We start from the raw sequence: 14,121 nt of genomic DNA on the forward strand, positions 1-14,121 counted from the left end.
GGCCAGGGCGTCGCGCTCGATCTCGTCGAGCCGGTCCAGCACAGCGGTCAGCGCCCCGGACAGCTCGGCCACCGGCCCGGCGAGCGCGCCGACGTGCTCGCGGAGCCGGTCCGCGTCGAGCGCGAACGCCCCGGTCCCGGTGTCGAGGCCGAGAGCACCGAGGGCCTCCCGCTCGGCGCGGGCCATCTGCGCGCACGTCCGCCCCTGCTCCCACCGGGTGTCCCGGCAGAACGACCGCGGACGGCCGCCCTGCGGCCCGGGCGGGGGCAGCTCCGCCCGGCACCGGCTGTATCCGCACCGCACCACCGTGTCCGTCACGCCGACCATGCTAGCGGTTCCGGTTATACGAACTGATACCTGGTTTCAGGTTTGTTAATCTGAACTTGTACAACACGGGATAATGCAGAGAATCCCGGGTTGTCCGCGCCATGGGTGCTCCGACCGACGCCGGGGCGCGCGGGAGCACACGGGGCACCGTCGTGGAGGGGGACCGCCGGGGCGGTGGAGGGTGTGCGGTCAGGCCGGCGCGGAGGCGCCGAACCACTGCGCGATCATCGCCGCGACCACGTCGCTGTCGGTGTCCGTCATCGGCATGTGGCTGTTCCCCGCCCGGCCGGCGGCGGGCAGATCCAGGTGCTCGACGGGCCCGGCCGCTCCCCCGGCGTAGGCCGACCAGTGGGCCCGGAGCTGCCGGTACAACGGGGTCCGGTCGAGGAAGTCCCCGGACAGGCCTCCTGCTCGGTGCGCAGCAGCGCAGGGGTGGCCCCGCTGGAGGAAGTACTGGAGCCGGCCCTCCCGGCGGCGGAGGAGGCCGAGCGTAGCCGCGCAGACCCGGGCCACGATCCCCGACGATAGCCTGGCCGGGAACCGGGCGGGAGGAGCAGCGATGGGCAGGACACCGTGGTTCGGGCCGGAGCGGGCCGGGTGGGGACTGCGCCCGCGGACCTGGCAGGGCCGGGTGGTGACGGCGGCGTTCGCCGCCGCACTGCTCGTCGTCGCCGCGGTCGGGCACTGACCGTGCCCCCGGTCCCGCGCCCCCCCGACCTCGACGCCGTCCGCGACTCCTACGACCGCGTCGCCGACAACTACGTCGACATGGTCGTCGCCACCGGCCTCGGTGACGTCCGCACCCACCCCTGGCTCCGGGCCGCCATGGACACCTTCGCCGACGCCGTCGCGGGCCGCGGGCCGGTCCTCGACGTCGGCTGCGGGCCGGGGCAGGTCACCGCCCACCTCGTGGAGCGCGGCGTCGACGCGTCCGGGATGGACCTCTCCCCCGCCATGATCGCCCACGCCCGGCGCCTGTACCCGCACTGCCGGTTCTCGGTCGGCTCGGCCACCGAGCTGGCGGTCCCCGACGCCTCGCTCGCCGGAGTCCTGGGCTGGTGGTCGCTGTTCCACCTGCCCCGCGACGTCCTGCCGCACGTCCTGGCCTCCTTCACCCGCGCCCTCGCCCCCGGTGGGCGGCTGATCATGGCGACCCACGTCGGCGACGGCGAGCTCGAACGCACCGAGTGCTACGGCGGCGTGCCCGTCCGCTGGACCACCCACCTGTGGCGGCCCGAGCAGCTGCGCGACCTCCTCGGGCGGGCCGGGCTGCACCCCGAGGCCGAGCTCCTCCTGCACCCCGACGAGCGGACCGGCCCGGGCGTGGTGATCACGGCGCGGGCACCGGGACCGGCAGGATGACCCCGTGACCGACCCCGCCCCCACCGGCGTCCCCGGCGCCGAGCTGCTCGCGCCGCAGGTGGACCTCCCGCTGACCGAGCAGGAGGCCGCCTACGTCGCGGCCGCCCGGTCGGCCAACACCCGTCGCGGCTACGCCTCGGACTGGCGGGAGTTCAGCAGCTGGTGCGTCCGGCACGGGCACGAGGCGCTGCCTGCCGCCCCCGAGGCGCTGTCCGGCTACATCACCGAGCTCGCCGGGGCCGGGGCGAAGGTCGGGACCATCGGCCGCCGGCTGTCCTCGATCCGGTTCGTGCACGTCATGCGCGACCTGCCCGACCCCACCGACGCCCGCCGCGTCACCGCCGTCTGGGAAGGCATCCGCCGCACCCACGGCGCCCCGCCGGTCCAGGCCCGGCCGCTGATGCCCCCCGACCTCGACGACGTCGTCGACGCCTGCCCCACCACGCGCAGCTACGCGACCCGCCCGGGTGAGGACGACCTCGCCGGCCTGCGCGACCGGGCCCTGCTGCTGGTCGGGTTCTTCTCCGCGCTGCGCCGCTCCGAGCTGGCCGCGCTCACCGTCGCCGACGTCGCCGACCACCCGCGCGGCCGCGTCCTGTCGATCCCCCGGTCCAAGACCAACCCGTACGGCACCGAGCCCGAGCTCGTCGTCCTCCCGCACGCGCACCGGTCCGCACGCTGCCCGGTCACCGCGCTGCGGACCTGGCTCGACGCCGCCGGGATCACCGAGGGCCCGGTGCTGCGCAAGGTCACCCGCGGCAACCGGGTGACCGACCGGCCGCTGCACCCGGAGTCGGTCAACGAGATCGTCCAGCGCGCGGTGGCCCGTGCCGACATCGGCCCCGGCCCCTGGTCGGCGCACTCCCTGCGCGCGGGCCACGTCACCTACGCCCACCAGCGCGGCGCCTCCGACCGGGCCATCGCCCACCAGACCCGGCACCGCTCCCTGGCCACGGTCGGCGCCTACATCCGCATCGACAACGCCTGGGAGGACAACTCCGCCGCCCTGCTGGCAGGTCTGTAGCCGTGCCCCTCCACCCGCCGATCGAGCCCCACGACGCCGGCACCCTCACCACCGACGACGGCCAGGCCCTCCACTGGGAGACCTGCGGCAACCCCGACGGTCGACCCGCGCTGGACCTGCACGGCGGCCCCGGATCGGGTGCCTCGGCCGGGGCCCGCCGGTACTACGATCCCGAGCGGTACCGGATCGTGCTGCTCGACCAGCGCGGCTGCGGCCGCAGCAGGCCGCTCGCCTCCGACCCCGCCGTCGACCTGGGGCGCACCCAGACCACACAGCTGCTCCTCGACGACATCGAGCGGCTCCGCGAGCTGCTGGCCGTCCCCTCCTGGATCGTGCAGGGCGGCTCCTGGGGCAGCACCCTCGCCCTCGCCTACGCCCAGGCCCACCCGCAGCGCGTCGACGCGCTCGTCCTCGCCGCGGTCGTGACGACGACCGAGCGGGAGATCCGCTGGGTCACCGAGGACATGCGCCGGATCTTCCCCGCCGCGTGGGACCGCTTCGCCGGCGCCGTGCCCGTCCACCTGCGTGGCATCCGCCTCGTGGACGCCTACGCGACCCTGCTAGCCGACCCCGACCCGGCCGTCCGCGAGGACGCCGCCCGCGAGTGGTGCCGCTGGGAGGACACCCATGTCTCCCTCGCACCGGGCCACCGACCGAGCCGACGCTACGAGGACCCGGAGTTCCGGCTCGTCTTCGCCCGGCTGGTCACGCACTACTGGCGGCACGCCGCGTTCCTCCCCGACGGCGCCCTGCTCCGCGGCGTGACCCGGCTCGCCGGGATCCCCGGGACCCTGGTCCACGGCCGGTACGACGTCAGCGGTCCCCCGGACATCGCCTGGGACCTGCACCGGCGCGGGCCGGGCAGCGAGCTGCGGATCATCGACGACGCCGGGCACGGCGGCGCCGGGGCGTTCACCGACGCTGTCGTCGATGCGCTCGACCGGGCCGTCGACCGACCCCGCTGACCCGGCGTCTGCACCACGCCGCACACCGGCCACCGGGCCGGGCCACCGGATCCTCCCCGGCCGGCGCCGGCCCCTTCGGGTCCGGCCGGCGCCGGCCCCTTCGGGTCCGGGCGGTTCGGTTGTCGTCGTTTCGTCGACGATCCGTCGGCGTCAATGTTTCATTGACGGCGAAGACTGCGACGTCACGCCGAGCCGGGGGCCGCCGGCGGCCGCTCGTCCGCACGGCCCTCGCCTCCGCCCTGGACGCGATCGACGTGAGAACCCGTCCACTCCCGGCGGCACGCCCACGTGTCCTGACGACACACGGGCACGGGCGTCGACAACCGGCCGGGCCGGGGAGCCGAGGCCAGACCGCGCCCCCGGCCTCGCACCGGACCGGACCGGACCGGACCGGGCCGCCTGATGATTCGCGCCGGCCGGGTACCGCCGGCACGGCCGGCCCGGTCACGGCCGTTCCGGCCCGACAGCGCGAGCCGGTCTCCTCTCCCCCGGCTCCGCAGCCGGCGGGTGTCGCCGCTCGGTTGACCGCACGCCGGCGTCAATGATTCCTTGACAACGTGAGTCGCGGCGCTTCGACCCCCGACACGTTGACCCTCTGTCCGCAGCGGCTCTAGATTCGAGCGATCCCGGTGCCGACTCCGTGCACCCCGCCTGTCGCAGGAGTGCACCCTGTCCACGATCCCGCTGTCGTGCCTGGACCTGAACCCGGTCCGGCCCGGCGGAACCGCCACCGACGTCGTCTCCGACGCGATCGTGCTCGCACGCCACGTCGAGTCGCTCGGCATGCTGCGCTACTGGGTCGGCGAGCACCACCTCAACCCGGCGCTCGGATCGACCAGCCCGATGGTGCTGCTCTCGCACCTCGCGGCCCGGACCGGACGCATCCGGCTGGGCGTCGCCGCCACCCTGGTCGCCTACCACCCGCCGCTACGCCTGGCCGAGGACGCGACGCTGCTGTCCGCCCTGTCCGGTGGCCGCACCGACCTCGGGCTGGGCCGGTCGGTCGCCGCGCGCACGCCGCGCACCGTCGGGCTCGACCACGACCGCCCGCACGTCGAGGCCCGGCTGCTCGAACGCGGCCTGGGCACCTTCACCGGACGCTGCGACCAGCTCCTGCGCCTGCTCGCCGGCAAGGAGCCGGGGCTGCAGGGCACGCCGGTCGACCTGCTCGACGCCGTGACCCCGCAGGTCTGGGTGCACGCGGCAGGTGCGGGCGAGAGCGCCGAGTACGCCGCGCGCAACGGGCTGCCGATGGGTGTCGCCTACTTCTCCCGGCCGACCACCGTGCTCGAGGCGATCGACCTGTACCGCGAGCGGTTCGTACCGGGCCCCTACCGGGACCGCCCGCACGTCGCGATCGCGGTGTCGGCGCTGGCCGCGGACACCGAGGACGAGGCCGCCGCACTGGGCTCCGGCTACGACGTCTGGCTGCGCGGGCTCGCCCTCGACGCGGGCGCGCACCACTACCCCACCGCCGACGAGCGGGCCGGTCTCCCCCCGCTGGACCCGGACGAGCACGTCGCGCTGGACGACCGCCTGCGGACCCGCGTCGTCGGCCGGGCGGACGCCGTCGCGCGCCGTCTCGCCGCGATCGTCGAGGCCGCGGAGGCCGACGAGCTCGTCGTCGAGACCGTCGCCCCCACTCTCGACGACCGCCTGCGGTCCTACGAGCTGCTCGCCCGGGCGTGGGCCCGGGTCTGACCGGGCCCACGCGACGGATCAGAGCATCGCCCGCTCGGACGGTTCCACCTCGGCGACCTCGCCGGAGGCGAGCTTCGCACGGAACTCGCGGACCTCCTTCTTGACCACCGGGGCCAGCACGTAGAGGCCCAGGATGTTGAAGAACGCGAGCAGGAAGAGCACCGCGTCGGCGAAGTCGAGCACGCTGCCCAGCGTCAGCACCGAGCCGACGACCACGAAGAAGCAGAAGATCACCTGGTAGACGCGCTCGGACACCATGTTCCTGCCGAACAGGTAGGTCCAGGCCTTCTGCCCGTAGTAGCCCCACGTGATGATCGTGGAGACGGCGAACAGGAACACCGCGACCGCGAGCACGTAGGGGAACCACGGCAGCACCGTGGCGAACGCGTCGGAGGTGATGAGCACGCCGTCGGCCACGTCGGAGCCGCCGCTGGCGAAGGCGGTCGCCTGGGCCTGCTGCCAGAAGGGCGTACCGGCGATCACGATGGTCAGCGCGGTCATCGTGCAGATGACCACGGTGTCGACGAACGGCTCGATCAGGGCCACGTACCCCTCGGTGGCCGGGTTCTTCGTCCGCACCGCCGAGTGCGCGATCGGCGAGGAGCCCAGGCCCGCCTCGTTCGAGAAGGCCGCCCGCTGGAAACCGACGATCATGGCGCCGAGCGCACCGCCTACCACGCCCTCCGCGGAGAACGCTCCCGAGAGGATGAGCCCGAACGCCGTCGGGACCTGCGCGATGTTCACGGCGATCACCAGGAGACATGCGGTCACGTAGACGATCGCCATCGCCGGGACGAGACGACCCGTGACCGCACCGACGGACTTGATGCCCCCGAACACGACCGCCCCGACGAGCGCGGCCAGCAGCAGACCGAAGACGAACGCGGCGCCGCCGCTGCCGAGCAGACCGGTCTCGCCCCCGGTGACGTTGCGGAGCTGGGCGAAGGTCTGGTTGGCCTGGAACATGTTCCCGCCGGCGACGCCGAAGAAGAGGATCATCACCGCCGCACCGGCGGCCAGGACCTTGCCCAGGCCGCGGCCGAACGCGTTGGGGATGCGCTCGGCGACACCGATCCGCAGGTAGTGCATCGGACCGCCGGACACGGTGCCGTCGGGGTGCACGTCGCGGTACTTCACGCCGAGGGTGCACTCGACGAACTTGGTGGCCATGCTGAGCAGCCCGGCGACGATCATCCAGAACGTCGCGCCGGGACCACCGATCGTGACCGCCACGCCGACGCCGGCGATGTTGCCCAGACCGACGGTGCCCGACAGCGCGGAGGCCAGAGCCTGGAAGTGGGTGATCTCCCCCGGCTCGTCGCGCCGGGTGTAGCGGCCACGGACGATCCGCAGGGCGAGCCCGATGCTGCGGAACTGGACGAACCCGAAGTAGAGGGTGAACAGCACCCCGGCCAGGATCAGCCAGCCCACGATCAGCGGGAAGTCGGCACCGAGGACGGTCACCTCGTAGAAGACGATGTTCGACAGCCCGGTCGAGATCGGGTCGAACACCGAGTTGATGGACAGCTCGATGCTCTCGAGCACGCCGGGTTGCGGCGGTGCCGAGGTCGGTACGGAGGTCATGGAGCCGAACCTCACCCCATGTGAGCACGAATCACAAGAATACGGACAAACGGTTACCGGATCGTCGATTTCGGCCCGGGAGCACGACCTCGAACGAGGTCGGGGTCGCCCGGAATCTCCCGACGGTGGAGACCGTCGGACCGGCCTCCTACCGGAGGGCGTGACCGCCGGCCTGGCCGGGTCGTACGGCGAGCCGGCGGGGACCAGGGTCGAGGTCCCCGCCCGTCTGGCCCGGGTGCGGCGGCGCTGATCAGCTCGGCCGGGCGGGCCGCCGCTGCGGCACGCAGCAGTCGACCGCGCAGGGCGCCCCGTTGCGGGTACACCCCGCGGACGGGCCGGTGCCCAGCCGCCGGGCGGGCACGCCGTCGGAGTGTTCCCGCACGAGCTCGACCACCATGTCGGCGAAGCGTGGGTCGGGTCCGGCGGTGGCGGCGCGGGCGAAGCCCATGCCGTGCTCGGCGGCACGCTCGGCCGCCTCGTTGTCGAGGTCCCACACGACCTCGACGTGGTCGGACACGAACCCGACCGGCGCGACGACGACCGCGGGCACACCCTTGGCGTGCAGGTCGTCGATGTGGTCGACGATGTCGGGCTCCAGCCACGGCACCTGCGGCGGACCGGAGCGGGACTGCCAGACGACGTCGAACTCGTCGACGCCCACCTCGGCGGCGACCAGCGCCGCGGTCTCGCCGACCTGGCGGGAGTAGCGGTGCCCGCCGTCGGCCGGGGTCCCGGCGGCCGCGTCGGCCGAGGTCGGGATGGAGTGCGCGGTGAACACCAGCCGCGCCGCCTCGCGACGGTCCTCGGGCAGCTGGGCCCACGCGGTCCGCACGGCGTCGGCGTTGGCGCGCACGAAGTCCGGGTGGTCGTAGAAGTGGCGCAGCTTGACCAGCTCGGGGGCCGCGTCGCCGACCGCGTCCCGGGCCCGGGAGATGTCCTCGTGGTACTGGCGGCAGGCGGAGTAGCCGCCGTAGGCGCTGGTCGCGAACACCAGCGCCCGCTCGACGCCGGCCTCGGCCATCTCGCGCACGGTGTCCTCGGCGTAGGGCCGCCAGTTGCGGTTGCCGAAGTACACCGGCAGCTCGGTGCGCGCGGCGATCGCCGCGACCAGCTCGCGGTTGCGGGCGTTGATCGGCGAGACCCCGCCGAAGTGCTGGTAGTGCTCCTCGACGGCGTCGAGGCGCTCCGGCGGGACACCGCGCCCCCGGGTCACGTTCTCCAGGAACGGGCGGACCTCGTCGGGGGCCTCGGGGCCGCCGAAGCTGAGCAGCAGTATCGCGTCGAACTGTTCGGGCACGACCCCGATTATCGACCCCGGCCCGCGCCGACGCGCGCGGGCCGGTACCGGCTCACACGCCGACGGCGTGCACCCCGCCGTCGGCCATGATCATCGAACCGGTGGTGGTCGGCATCCAGTCCGACAGCGCGGCGCACACGGTCTTGGCGACCGGCACCGGGTCGTTCATGTCCCAGCCGAGCGGGGCACGCTTGTCCCACACGTCCTCGAACGCGGAGAAGCCCGGGATCGACTTGGCGGCCATCGTCTTCACCGGGCCGGCGGCGACCAGGTTGACCCGGATGCCGTCGCGGCCCAGGTCGCGGGCCAGGTAGCGGGTGACCGACTCCAGCGCGGACTTCGCGACGCCCATCCAGTCGTAGGCGGGCCAGGCCTGCCGGTTGTCGAAGTCCATGCCGACGATCGAGCTGCCCGGGCCGAGCAGCGGCTTGCACGCCATCGCCAGGGACTTCAACGAGTACGCCGACACCTGGATCGTGGTGGCGACGTCCTCCCACTGCGCGTTGAGGAACGCGCCCTCGCCGAGCGCGCCGGGCGGGGCGAACCCGATGGAGTGCAGCACGCCGTCGAGGCGGGGCTCGTCGCCCAGGTGCGGGGTGACCCGCTCGACGAGCGAGTCCAGCTGCTCCTGGTCCGACACGTCCAGCTCGACGACCGGTGCGGGCTTCGGCAGCCGCATCGCGATCCGCTCGACCAGCCGCATCCGGCCGAAACCGGTGAGCACGACCTCGGCGCCCTGCTCCTGGGCGATCTTGGCGGAGTGGAAGGCCAGCGAGGCGTCGGTGATCACACCGGTGATCAGCAGCCGCTTGCCGTCGAGCAGTCCCATGACGTCCTTTCGAGAGTTCTGCGTGCCCGGGCCGGTGGGCACGGCGTCGATGTCCGCTCCGCGGACCTCGCTCAGTGCCCCATGCCCAGGCCGCCGTCGACCGGGACGACCGCTCCGGTGACGTAGCCGGCGCCGGGCGAGGCGAGGAAGGCCACGACCGAGGCGATCTCGCCGGTGTCGGCGTAGCGGGAGAGCGGGATGGTCCCCAGGATCTCCTCGCGCCGCTTCTCGGGCAGCGCGCGGGTCATGTCGGTGTCGACGAACCCGGGGGCGACGACGTTCGCGGTGATGCCGCGGCTGCCCAGCTCGCGGGCGACCGAGCGGGCCAGGCCGACGAGCCCGGACTTCGAGGCGGCGTAGTTGACCTGCCCGGCCGAGCCGGAGAGGCCCACGACCGACGAGACGAAGATCATCCGGCCCTTCTTGGCCTTCAGCATCCCGCGCGAGGCCCGCTTCGCGACCCGGTAGGCCGCGGTGAGGTTGGCGTCGACGACCTTGGTGAAGGACTCCTCGGCCATCCGCATGAGCAGGCCGTCGTCGGTGATGCCGGCGTTGGACACCAGCACCTCGACCGGGCCGTGTGCGGCCTCGACCTCGGTGAACGCGGCGTCGACGGACTCGGCGTCGGTGACGTCGCAGTGCACCGGCAACAGCCCGCCGGGGATGTCGTCCTTCCCGGAGCGGTACGTCACCGCCACCTGGTCGCCCTCCGCCGCGAACGCCTGTGCGATCGCCAGGCCGATGCCGCGGTTTCCTCCGGTCACGAGCACGCTACGTCCCACGGGGGGTGAACCTAACGCACTACCGGCCGGTACCCGCGAGCGGAGATCACCCTCACGGCAGTCGCCTGCCGAGCAGGATGCCCGCGCCGAGCCCGCTGATCAGGAGCACGAACCCGCCGATCATCCAGGGCCTGCTCGCGTCCACCTCGCGTTCCTCGTAGCCGAGCTCCTCGGACAGGTCGGAGTAGACCGCGCGCAGCTCGGACTCGGTGGCGGCGGTGAAGAACCGGCCGCCCGAGAGCTGAGCGATGCGCTCCATGGAGGCGTCGTCGACGGCGACGGGGGTGCGCCCGCCGTCGAGCTCGATCGTGCCGTAGCTGGTACCGAAGGAGATCGTCGAGACGGGCACGCCGCGGTTCTTCGCCTCGGCGGCCGCGGTGAACGAGCCGCGCGGCTCGGTCTCCCCGTCCGGCCCCGGGACGGTCTGGGTGCCGTCGGAGAGCAGCACGATCCGCGCCGGTGGCGGCACACCCGCCGCGTCCGGGCCGCCCTGCAGCGAGCGGGAGAAGGTGTCGATCGACTGCATCGCCGTGAAGATCGCCTCACCGGTCGCGGTGGACTCGGCGAGCTGCAGGTTGTCGACGCCGTTCTTGACCGCGCTGCGGTCGGTCGTGGGCGAGACGAGCACCGCCGCCGTCCCGGCGAAGGACACCAGCCCCAGGTTGACGCCGGGGGTCAGCTGGTCGGCGAACTGCTTGGCCGCGGCCTGCGCGGCGGCGAGCCGGGTCGGGGCGACGTCGGTGGCCTTCATCGACAGCGACACGTCGATCACCAGCATCACCGTGGCCCGGTTGCGCGGCACCTTCGCCATGGCCTGCGGCCCGGCGAGCGCCACGGTGAGCACCGCCAGCGCCGCGATCAGCGCGATCGCCGGGAGGTGCCGCCACCGGCCCGGCCGCTTCGGGGCGACCGACTCCAGCAGCTCCAGGTTGGTGAACCGCACGACGTCGCGACGGCGCCGCCGCAGCAGCCACACGTAGGCCACCGCGAGCGCGGCGACGACGAGCAACCCGAGCAGCCACCAGGGGGCGGTGAACGTCACGCGAGCCTCCGCGGAGCAGCGGCGTGCTTGCGCGCGACGGCGAACCGCACGATGTCGGCCACCCAGTCGGTGTCGGTGCGCAGGGTCAGGTGCCCGGCCCCGCAGCGGCGCAGCGCGGTGGCCACCCGGTCGCGGTGCTCGGAGGCGGCGGCGGCGAACTCGCGGCGCAGCAGCGGCGTGGTGTCGACCTCGCGCTGGCGCCCGGTCTCGGGGTCGGCGAGCACGACGGTCCCGACGTCGGGCAGCTCCAGCTCCCGCGGGTCGACGACCTCGATCGCGAGCAGCTCGTGGCGGGCCGAGAGCGCCCGCAGGGAGCGCTCCCAGGTGGGCTCGCCGAGGAAGTCCGACACCACGACGACCAGCCCGCGCCGGCGCGGCGGGCGGCGCAGCTCGTCGAGCGCACCGGACAGGTCGCCGCGGGTGCCCTCGGGTGCCGGCGGCATCGTCGCGACCCGGCGGACCAGGCCGCGGGCGTGCGCCAGGCCGCCGCGGGCGGGCAGGCGCTGCGTCGACTCCCCGTTCGCGACGACGGCGCCGAGCCGGTTCCCGCCGCCGGTCGTCAGCTGGGCGACCGCGGTGAGCCCGGCCAGCGCCAGGTGCCGCTTGTCGGTGCGGGCGGTTCCGTAGTCGATGCTGCGCGACAGGTCGACCACCGCCCAGGTCTCCAGCTCGCGGTCGGCGACGGTCTCGCGCACGTGCGGCGCGGTGGTGCGGGCGGTGACCGACCAGTCCATCCGGCGGACGTCGTCGCCGGGCTGGTAGGGCCGCGCGTCACCGGGCTCGGTGCCGGGCCCGGGCAGCAGACCGACGTGGTTGCCCTGGAGCAGCCCGTCCAGCCGGCGCCGGACGGTGAGCTCCAGGGTCCGCAGGGAGGCCTCGAGCCGGACGAGGTCGGCGGACCCCGCCGTCACGCCGGGCCCTGGCCGGCGTCCGGTGCGGACGGCCACGCCGTCGACGCGCCCTCGGGCCCTCCCCCGGGCCGGGCGCTGACCTGCGGCAACGGCACGGTCTGCAGGACCCGGGTGACGATGTGGTCGACCGGCACCTGGTCGGCGATCGCGTCGTAGGACAGCACCAGGCGGTGGCGCAGCACGTCCGGGGCGACCTCCAGCACGTCCTGCGGGAGCACGTAGTCCCGGCCGCGGACCAGGGCCAGCGCGCGGGCGGCGGACACGATGCCCAGCGACGCACGTGGCGAGGCGCCGTAGGCGATCCAGGACGCGACGTCGGACAGGCCGTGCTCGGACGGCAGCCGGGTCGCGACGACCAGCCGCACGACGTAGTCGACCAGGGCGTGGTGCACGAACACGTCCGCCGCGGTGCGCTGCAGCCGGACCAGCTCCTCGGGGGTGAGGATCTGGGAGGGCACCGGCGGGGTGGACCCCATCCGGTAGATGATCTCCCGTTCCTCCTCGACGCCCGGGTACTCGATGATCAGCTTGAACAGGAAGCGGTCGCGCTGCGCCTCGGGCAGGGGGTAGACGCCCTCGTTCTCGATCGGGTTCTGGGTGGCGAGCACGAGGAACGGGTCGGGCATCGGGTGGTCGCGACCGGCGAGGGAGAGCTTGCGCTCGGCCATCACCTCGAGCATCGCCGACTGCACCTTGGCCGGCGCGCGGTTGATCTCGTCGGCGAGCACGAAGTTCGCGACGACCGGACCGAGCTCGACGTCGAACTCCTCGCGGCCCTGCCGGTAGATGCGGGTGCCGAGGATGTCGGCGGGCACCAGGTCGGGGGTGAACTGCAGCCGGGAGAAGCTGCCGCCCACGACCGTCGCGAAGGTCTCCACGGCGAGGGTCTTCGCGACGCCGGGAACGCCCTCCAGCAGCAGGTGCCCCTTCGCGAGGAGCCCCACCAGCATCCGCTCGACGAGGCGGTCCTGGCCGACGATCACCCGCTTCACCTCGAGCACCGCACGCTCGAGCCGCTCGGCGTCGCGGGCGGGGGTGATCGGGTCCGGACCGGTCGAGGCAGTCGTGCTCACCGAGCCATCCCACCGTGCGGCCCGTGTGACGACGGTGAAACGCGCGGGCGGCCGCCGGGCCTGGTCGCGGTAGTCCTACTTCCTATAGGATCGATGACCTCCGCACCGCCAGGACGAGGGGACCGCGATGACGCGCCTGTTCAACGACCCGGACGACTTCGCCGCCGAGATGACCACCGGGCTCGCCGCGGCCTCCGCGCGCTGGCTCCGGGCCGTCCCGGGCGGGGTGGTGCGATCGACCGAGGCCGACGGGCCGACGGTGTCGCTGGTCGTCGGCGGCGGGTCCGGGCACTACCCCGCCTTCGCCGGGCTCGTCGGTCCCGGGCTCGCGCACGGCGCGGCGATGGGCAACCTGTTCGCCTCGCCCTCGACCCAGCAGATCCACTCCGTCGCCGCCGCGGCGGACCGGGGCCGCGGGGTGCTGATGTCCTACGGCAACTACGCCGGCGACGTCCTGAACTTCGACGCCGCCCAGGCCCGGCTGCGCGATGCCGGGGTGGACTGCCGCACCGTGGTGGTCACCGACGACGTCTCCCGCGCCGCCGACCCGGCACTGCGCCGCGGGATCGCCGGGGACCTGTGCGTGTTCAAGGTCGCCGGCGCGGCCTGCGAAGCCGGTCACGACCTCGACGGCGTCGAGCGCGTCGCCCGGCTGGCCAACGAGCGGACCCGGTCGCTGGGCGTCGCCTTCGACGGCTGCGCCCTGCCCGGCGCGGGCTCGCCGCTGTTCACCGTGCCGGACGGGCGGATGGCGGTCGGGCTGGGCATCCACGGCGAGCCGGGCATCGACGAGACCGACGTGCCCACCGCGGCCGGGCTCGCCGAGCTTCTGGTCCGCGGCCTGCTCGCCGAGCGGCCCGCCGGGGCCGGTGACCGCGTCGTCCCGATCCTCAACGGCCTCGGCTCGGTCAAGTACGAGGAGCTCTACGTCGTCTACGGCGCCGTGCACCGGCTGCTCGGCGAGGCCGGGCTCACCGTCGTCGACCCCGAGGTCGGCGAGTTCTGCACCAGCTTCGACATGGCGGGCGCCTCGCTGACCCTGCTCTGGCTCGACGACGCCCCCGGCGAGCTGGAGCGGCTGTGGACCGCCCCGTGCGACACCCCCGCGTTCCGCCGCGGGGCGGTCGCCGGGCACCACGGCACCACCGCCGCACCGCAGGACACCGCGGCCGGCGCGCCGGCCGCGGTGCTCGAGGGATCGCCGGGGTCGCGGGCCTGCGGTGC

At 74.0% G+C, this 14,121-nt stretch carries 14 protein-coding genes and 1 pseudogene; 6 read left to right on the top strand and 9 right to left on the bottom strand.

Annotation, left to right across the window (positions count from 1 at the left end; all coding sequences use genetic code 11):
- Positions 1-318, bottom strand: a pseudogene (locus tag GTW08_RS28435) (hypothetical protein); the annotation flags it as partial.
- Positions 319-516: 198 nt separating this feature from the next.
- Complete coding sequence (locus tag GTW08_RS28440) at positions 517-840, bottom strand: hypothetical protein (protein ID WP_073574785.1); 324 nt, start codon at positions 838-840, stop codon at positions 517-519.
- Positions 841-886: 46 nt separating this feature from the next.
- Here GTW08_RS28440 and GTW08_RS32630 point away from each other — a divergent pair, with 46 nt between their 5' ends.
- The 5 genes from GTW08_RS32630 (at position 887) to GTW08_RS28460 (ending at position 5,379) form a co-directional block, all read left to right on the top strand.
- Positions 887-1,015 carry a hypothetical protein gene (locus GTW08_RS32630; RefSeq protein WP_255497813.1) on the top strand — a complete coding sequence of 43 codons (129 nt, stop codon included), beginning with the start codon at positions 887-889 and terminating at the stop codon, positions 1,013-1,015.
- A gap of 2 nt (positions 1,016-1,017) precedes the next feature.
- Complete coding sequence (locus GTW08_RS28445) at positions 1,018-1,689, top strand: class I SAM-dependent DNA methyltransferase (RefSeq protein ID WP_304580063.1); 672 nt, start codon at positions 1,018-1,020, stop codon at positions 1,687-1,689.
- Between the two features lie 4 nt (positions 1,690-1,693).
- Positions 1,694-2,713: a site-specific integrase gene (locus GTW08_RS28450; protein ID WP_083658225.1), complete on the top strand. Its 1,020-nt coding sequence runs from the start codon at positions 1,694-1,696 to the stop codon at positions 2,711-2,713.
- Positions 2,714-2,715: 2 nt separating this feature from the next.
- Positions 2,716-3,678, top strand: coding sequence for a prolyl aminopeptidase (gene pip / locus GTW08_RS28455; RefSeq protein ID WP_073574784.1), 963 nt, complete (start codon positions 2,716-2,718; stop codon positions 3,676-3,678).
- 693 nt (positions 3,679-4,371) lie between these two features.
- A complete protein-coding gene (locus GTW08_RS28460; RefSeq protein ID WP_255497814.1) occupies positions 4,372-5,379 on the top strand; it encodes an MsnO8 family LLM class oxidoreductase in 1,008 nt (335 codons plus the stop codon).
- An 18-nt stretch (positions 5,380-5,397) separates the two neighbouring features.
- Here the strand turns inward: GTW08_RS28460 and GTW08_RS28465 are convergent, their stop codons facing one another.
- The 7 genes from GTW08_RS28465 to GTW08_RS28495 form a co-directional block, all read right to left on the bottom strand.
- Positions 5,398-6,963 carry an alanine/glycine:cation symporter family protein gene (locus GTW08_RS28465; protein WP_073574782.1) on the bottom strand — a complete coding sequence of 522 codons (1,566 nt, stop codon included), beginning with the start codon at positions 6,961-6,963 and terminating at the stop codon, positions 5,398-5,400.
- A 250-nt stretch (positions 6,964-7,213) separates the two neighbouring features.
- Complete coding sequence (locus tag GTW08_RS28470) at positions 7,214-8,260, bottom strand: ferrochelatase (RefSeq protein ID WP_073574781.1); 1,047 nt, start codon at positions 8,258-8,260, stop codon at positions 7,214-7,216.
- A 52-nt stretch (positions 8,261-8,312) separates the two neighbouring features.
- Positions 8,313-9,089, bottom strand: coding sequence for an enoyl-ACP reductase FabI (fabI, locus tag GTW08_RS28475; protein WP_073574780.1), 777 nt, complete (start codon positions 9,087-9,089; stop codon positions 8,313-8,315).
- 71 nt (positions 9,090-9,160) lie between these two features.
- Positions 9,161-9,871, bottom strand: coding sequence for a 3-oxoacyl-ACP reductase FabG (gene fabG / locus GTW08_RS28480; protein WP_073574779.1), 711 nt, complete (start codon positions 9,869-9,871; stop codon positions 9,161-9,163).
- A gap of 52 nt (positions 9,872-9,923) precedes the next feature.
- A complete protein-coding gene (locus GTW08_RS28485; RefSeq protein ID WP_073574778.1) occupies positions 9,924-10,913 on the bottom strand; it encodes a VWA domain-containing protein in 990 nt (329 codons plus the stop codon).
- Positions 10,910-11,824: a DUF58 domain-containing protein gene (locus GTW08_RS28490; protein ID WP_073575296.1), complete on the bottom strand. Its 915-nt coding sequence runs from the start codon at positions 11,822-11,824 to the stop codon at positions 10,910-10,912. The genes GTW08_RS28485 and GTW08_RS28490 overlap by 4 nt, the downstream gene beginning before the upstream one ends.
- Positions 11,821-12,897 carry an AAA family ATPase gene (locus tag GTW08_RS28495; protein ID WP_073574777.1) on the bottom strand — a complete coding sequence of 359 codons (1,077 nt, stop codon included), beginning with the start codon at positions 12,895-12,897 and terminating at the stop codon, positions 11,821-11,823. The genes GTW08_RS28490 and GTW08_RS28495 overlap by 4 nt, the downstream gene beginning before the upstream one ends.
- Positions 12,898-13,024: 127 nt before the next feature.
- Here GTW08_RS28495 and GTW08_RS28500 point away from each other — a divergent pair.
- Positions 13,025-14,121: dihydroxyacetone kinase subunit DhaK (locus GTW08_RS28500; protein ID WP_202417822.1), on the top strand; the 1,097-nt coding region annotated here is incomplete at its 3' end.

The sequence above is a fragment of the Pseudonocardia sp. SID8383 genome, assembly GCF_009864975.1.
Classification (GTDB): Bacteria; Actinomycetota; Actinomycetes; order Mycobacteriales; family Pseudonocardiaceae; genus Pseudonocardia; species Pseudonocardia alni.

Bases quoted from the DNA above. Each gene is read 5' to 3' on its own strand.
- GTW08_RS32630 (WP_255497813.1), top strand. From the start codon at position 887: ATGGGCAGGACACCGTGGTTCGGGCCGGAGCGGGCCGGGTGGGGACTG.
- fabI (WP_073574780.1), bottom strand. From the start codon at position 9,089: ATGGGACTGCTCGACGGCAAGCGGCTGCTGATCACCGGTGTGATCACC.
- GTW08_RS28465 (WP_073574782.1), bottom strand. From the start codon at position 6,963: ATGACCTCCGTACCGACCTCGGCACCGCCGCAACCCGGCGTGCTCGAG.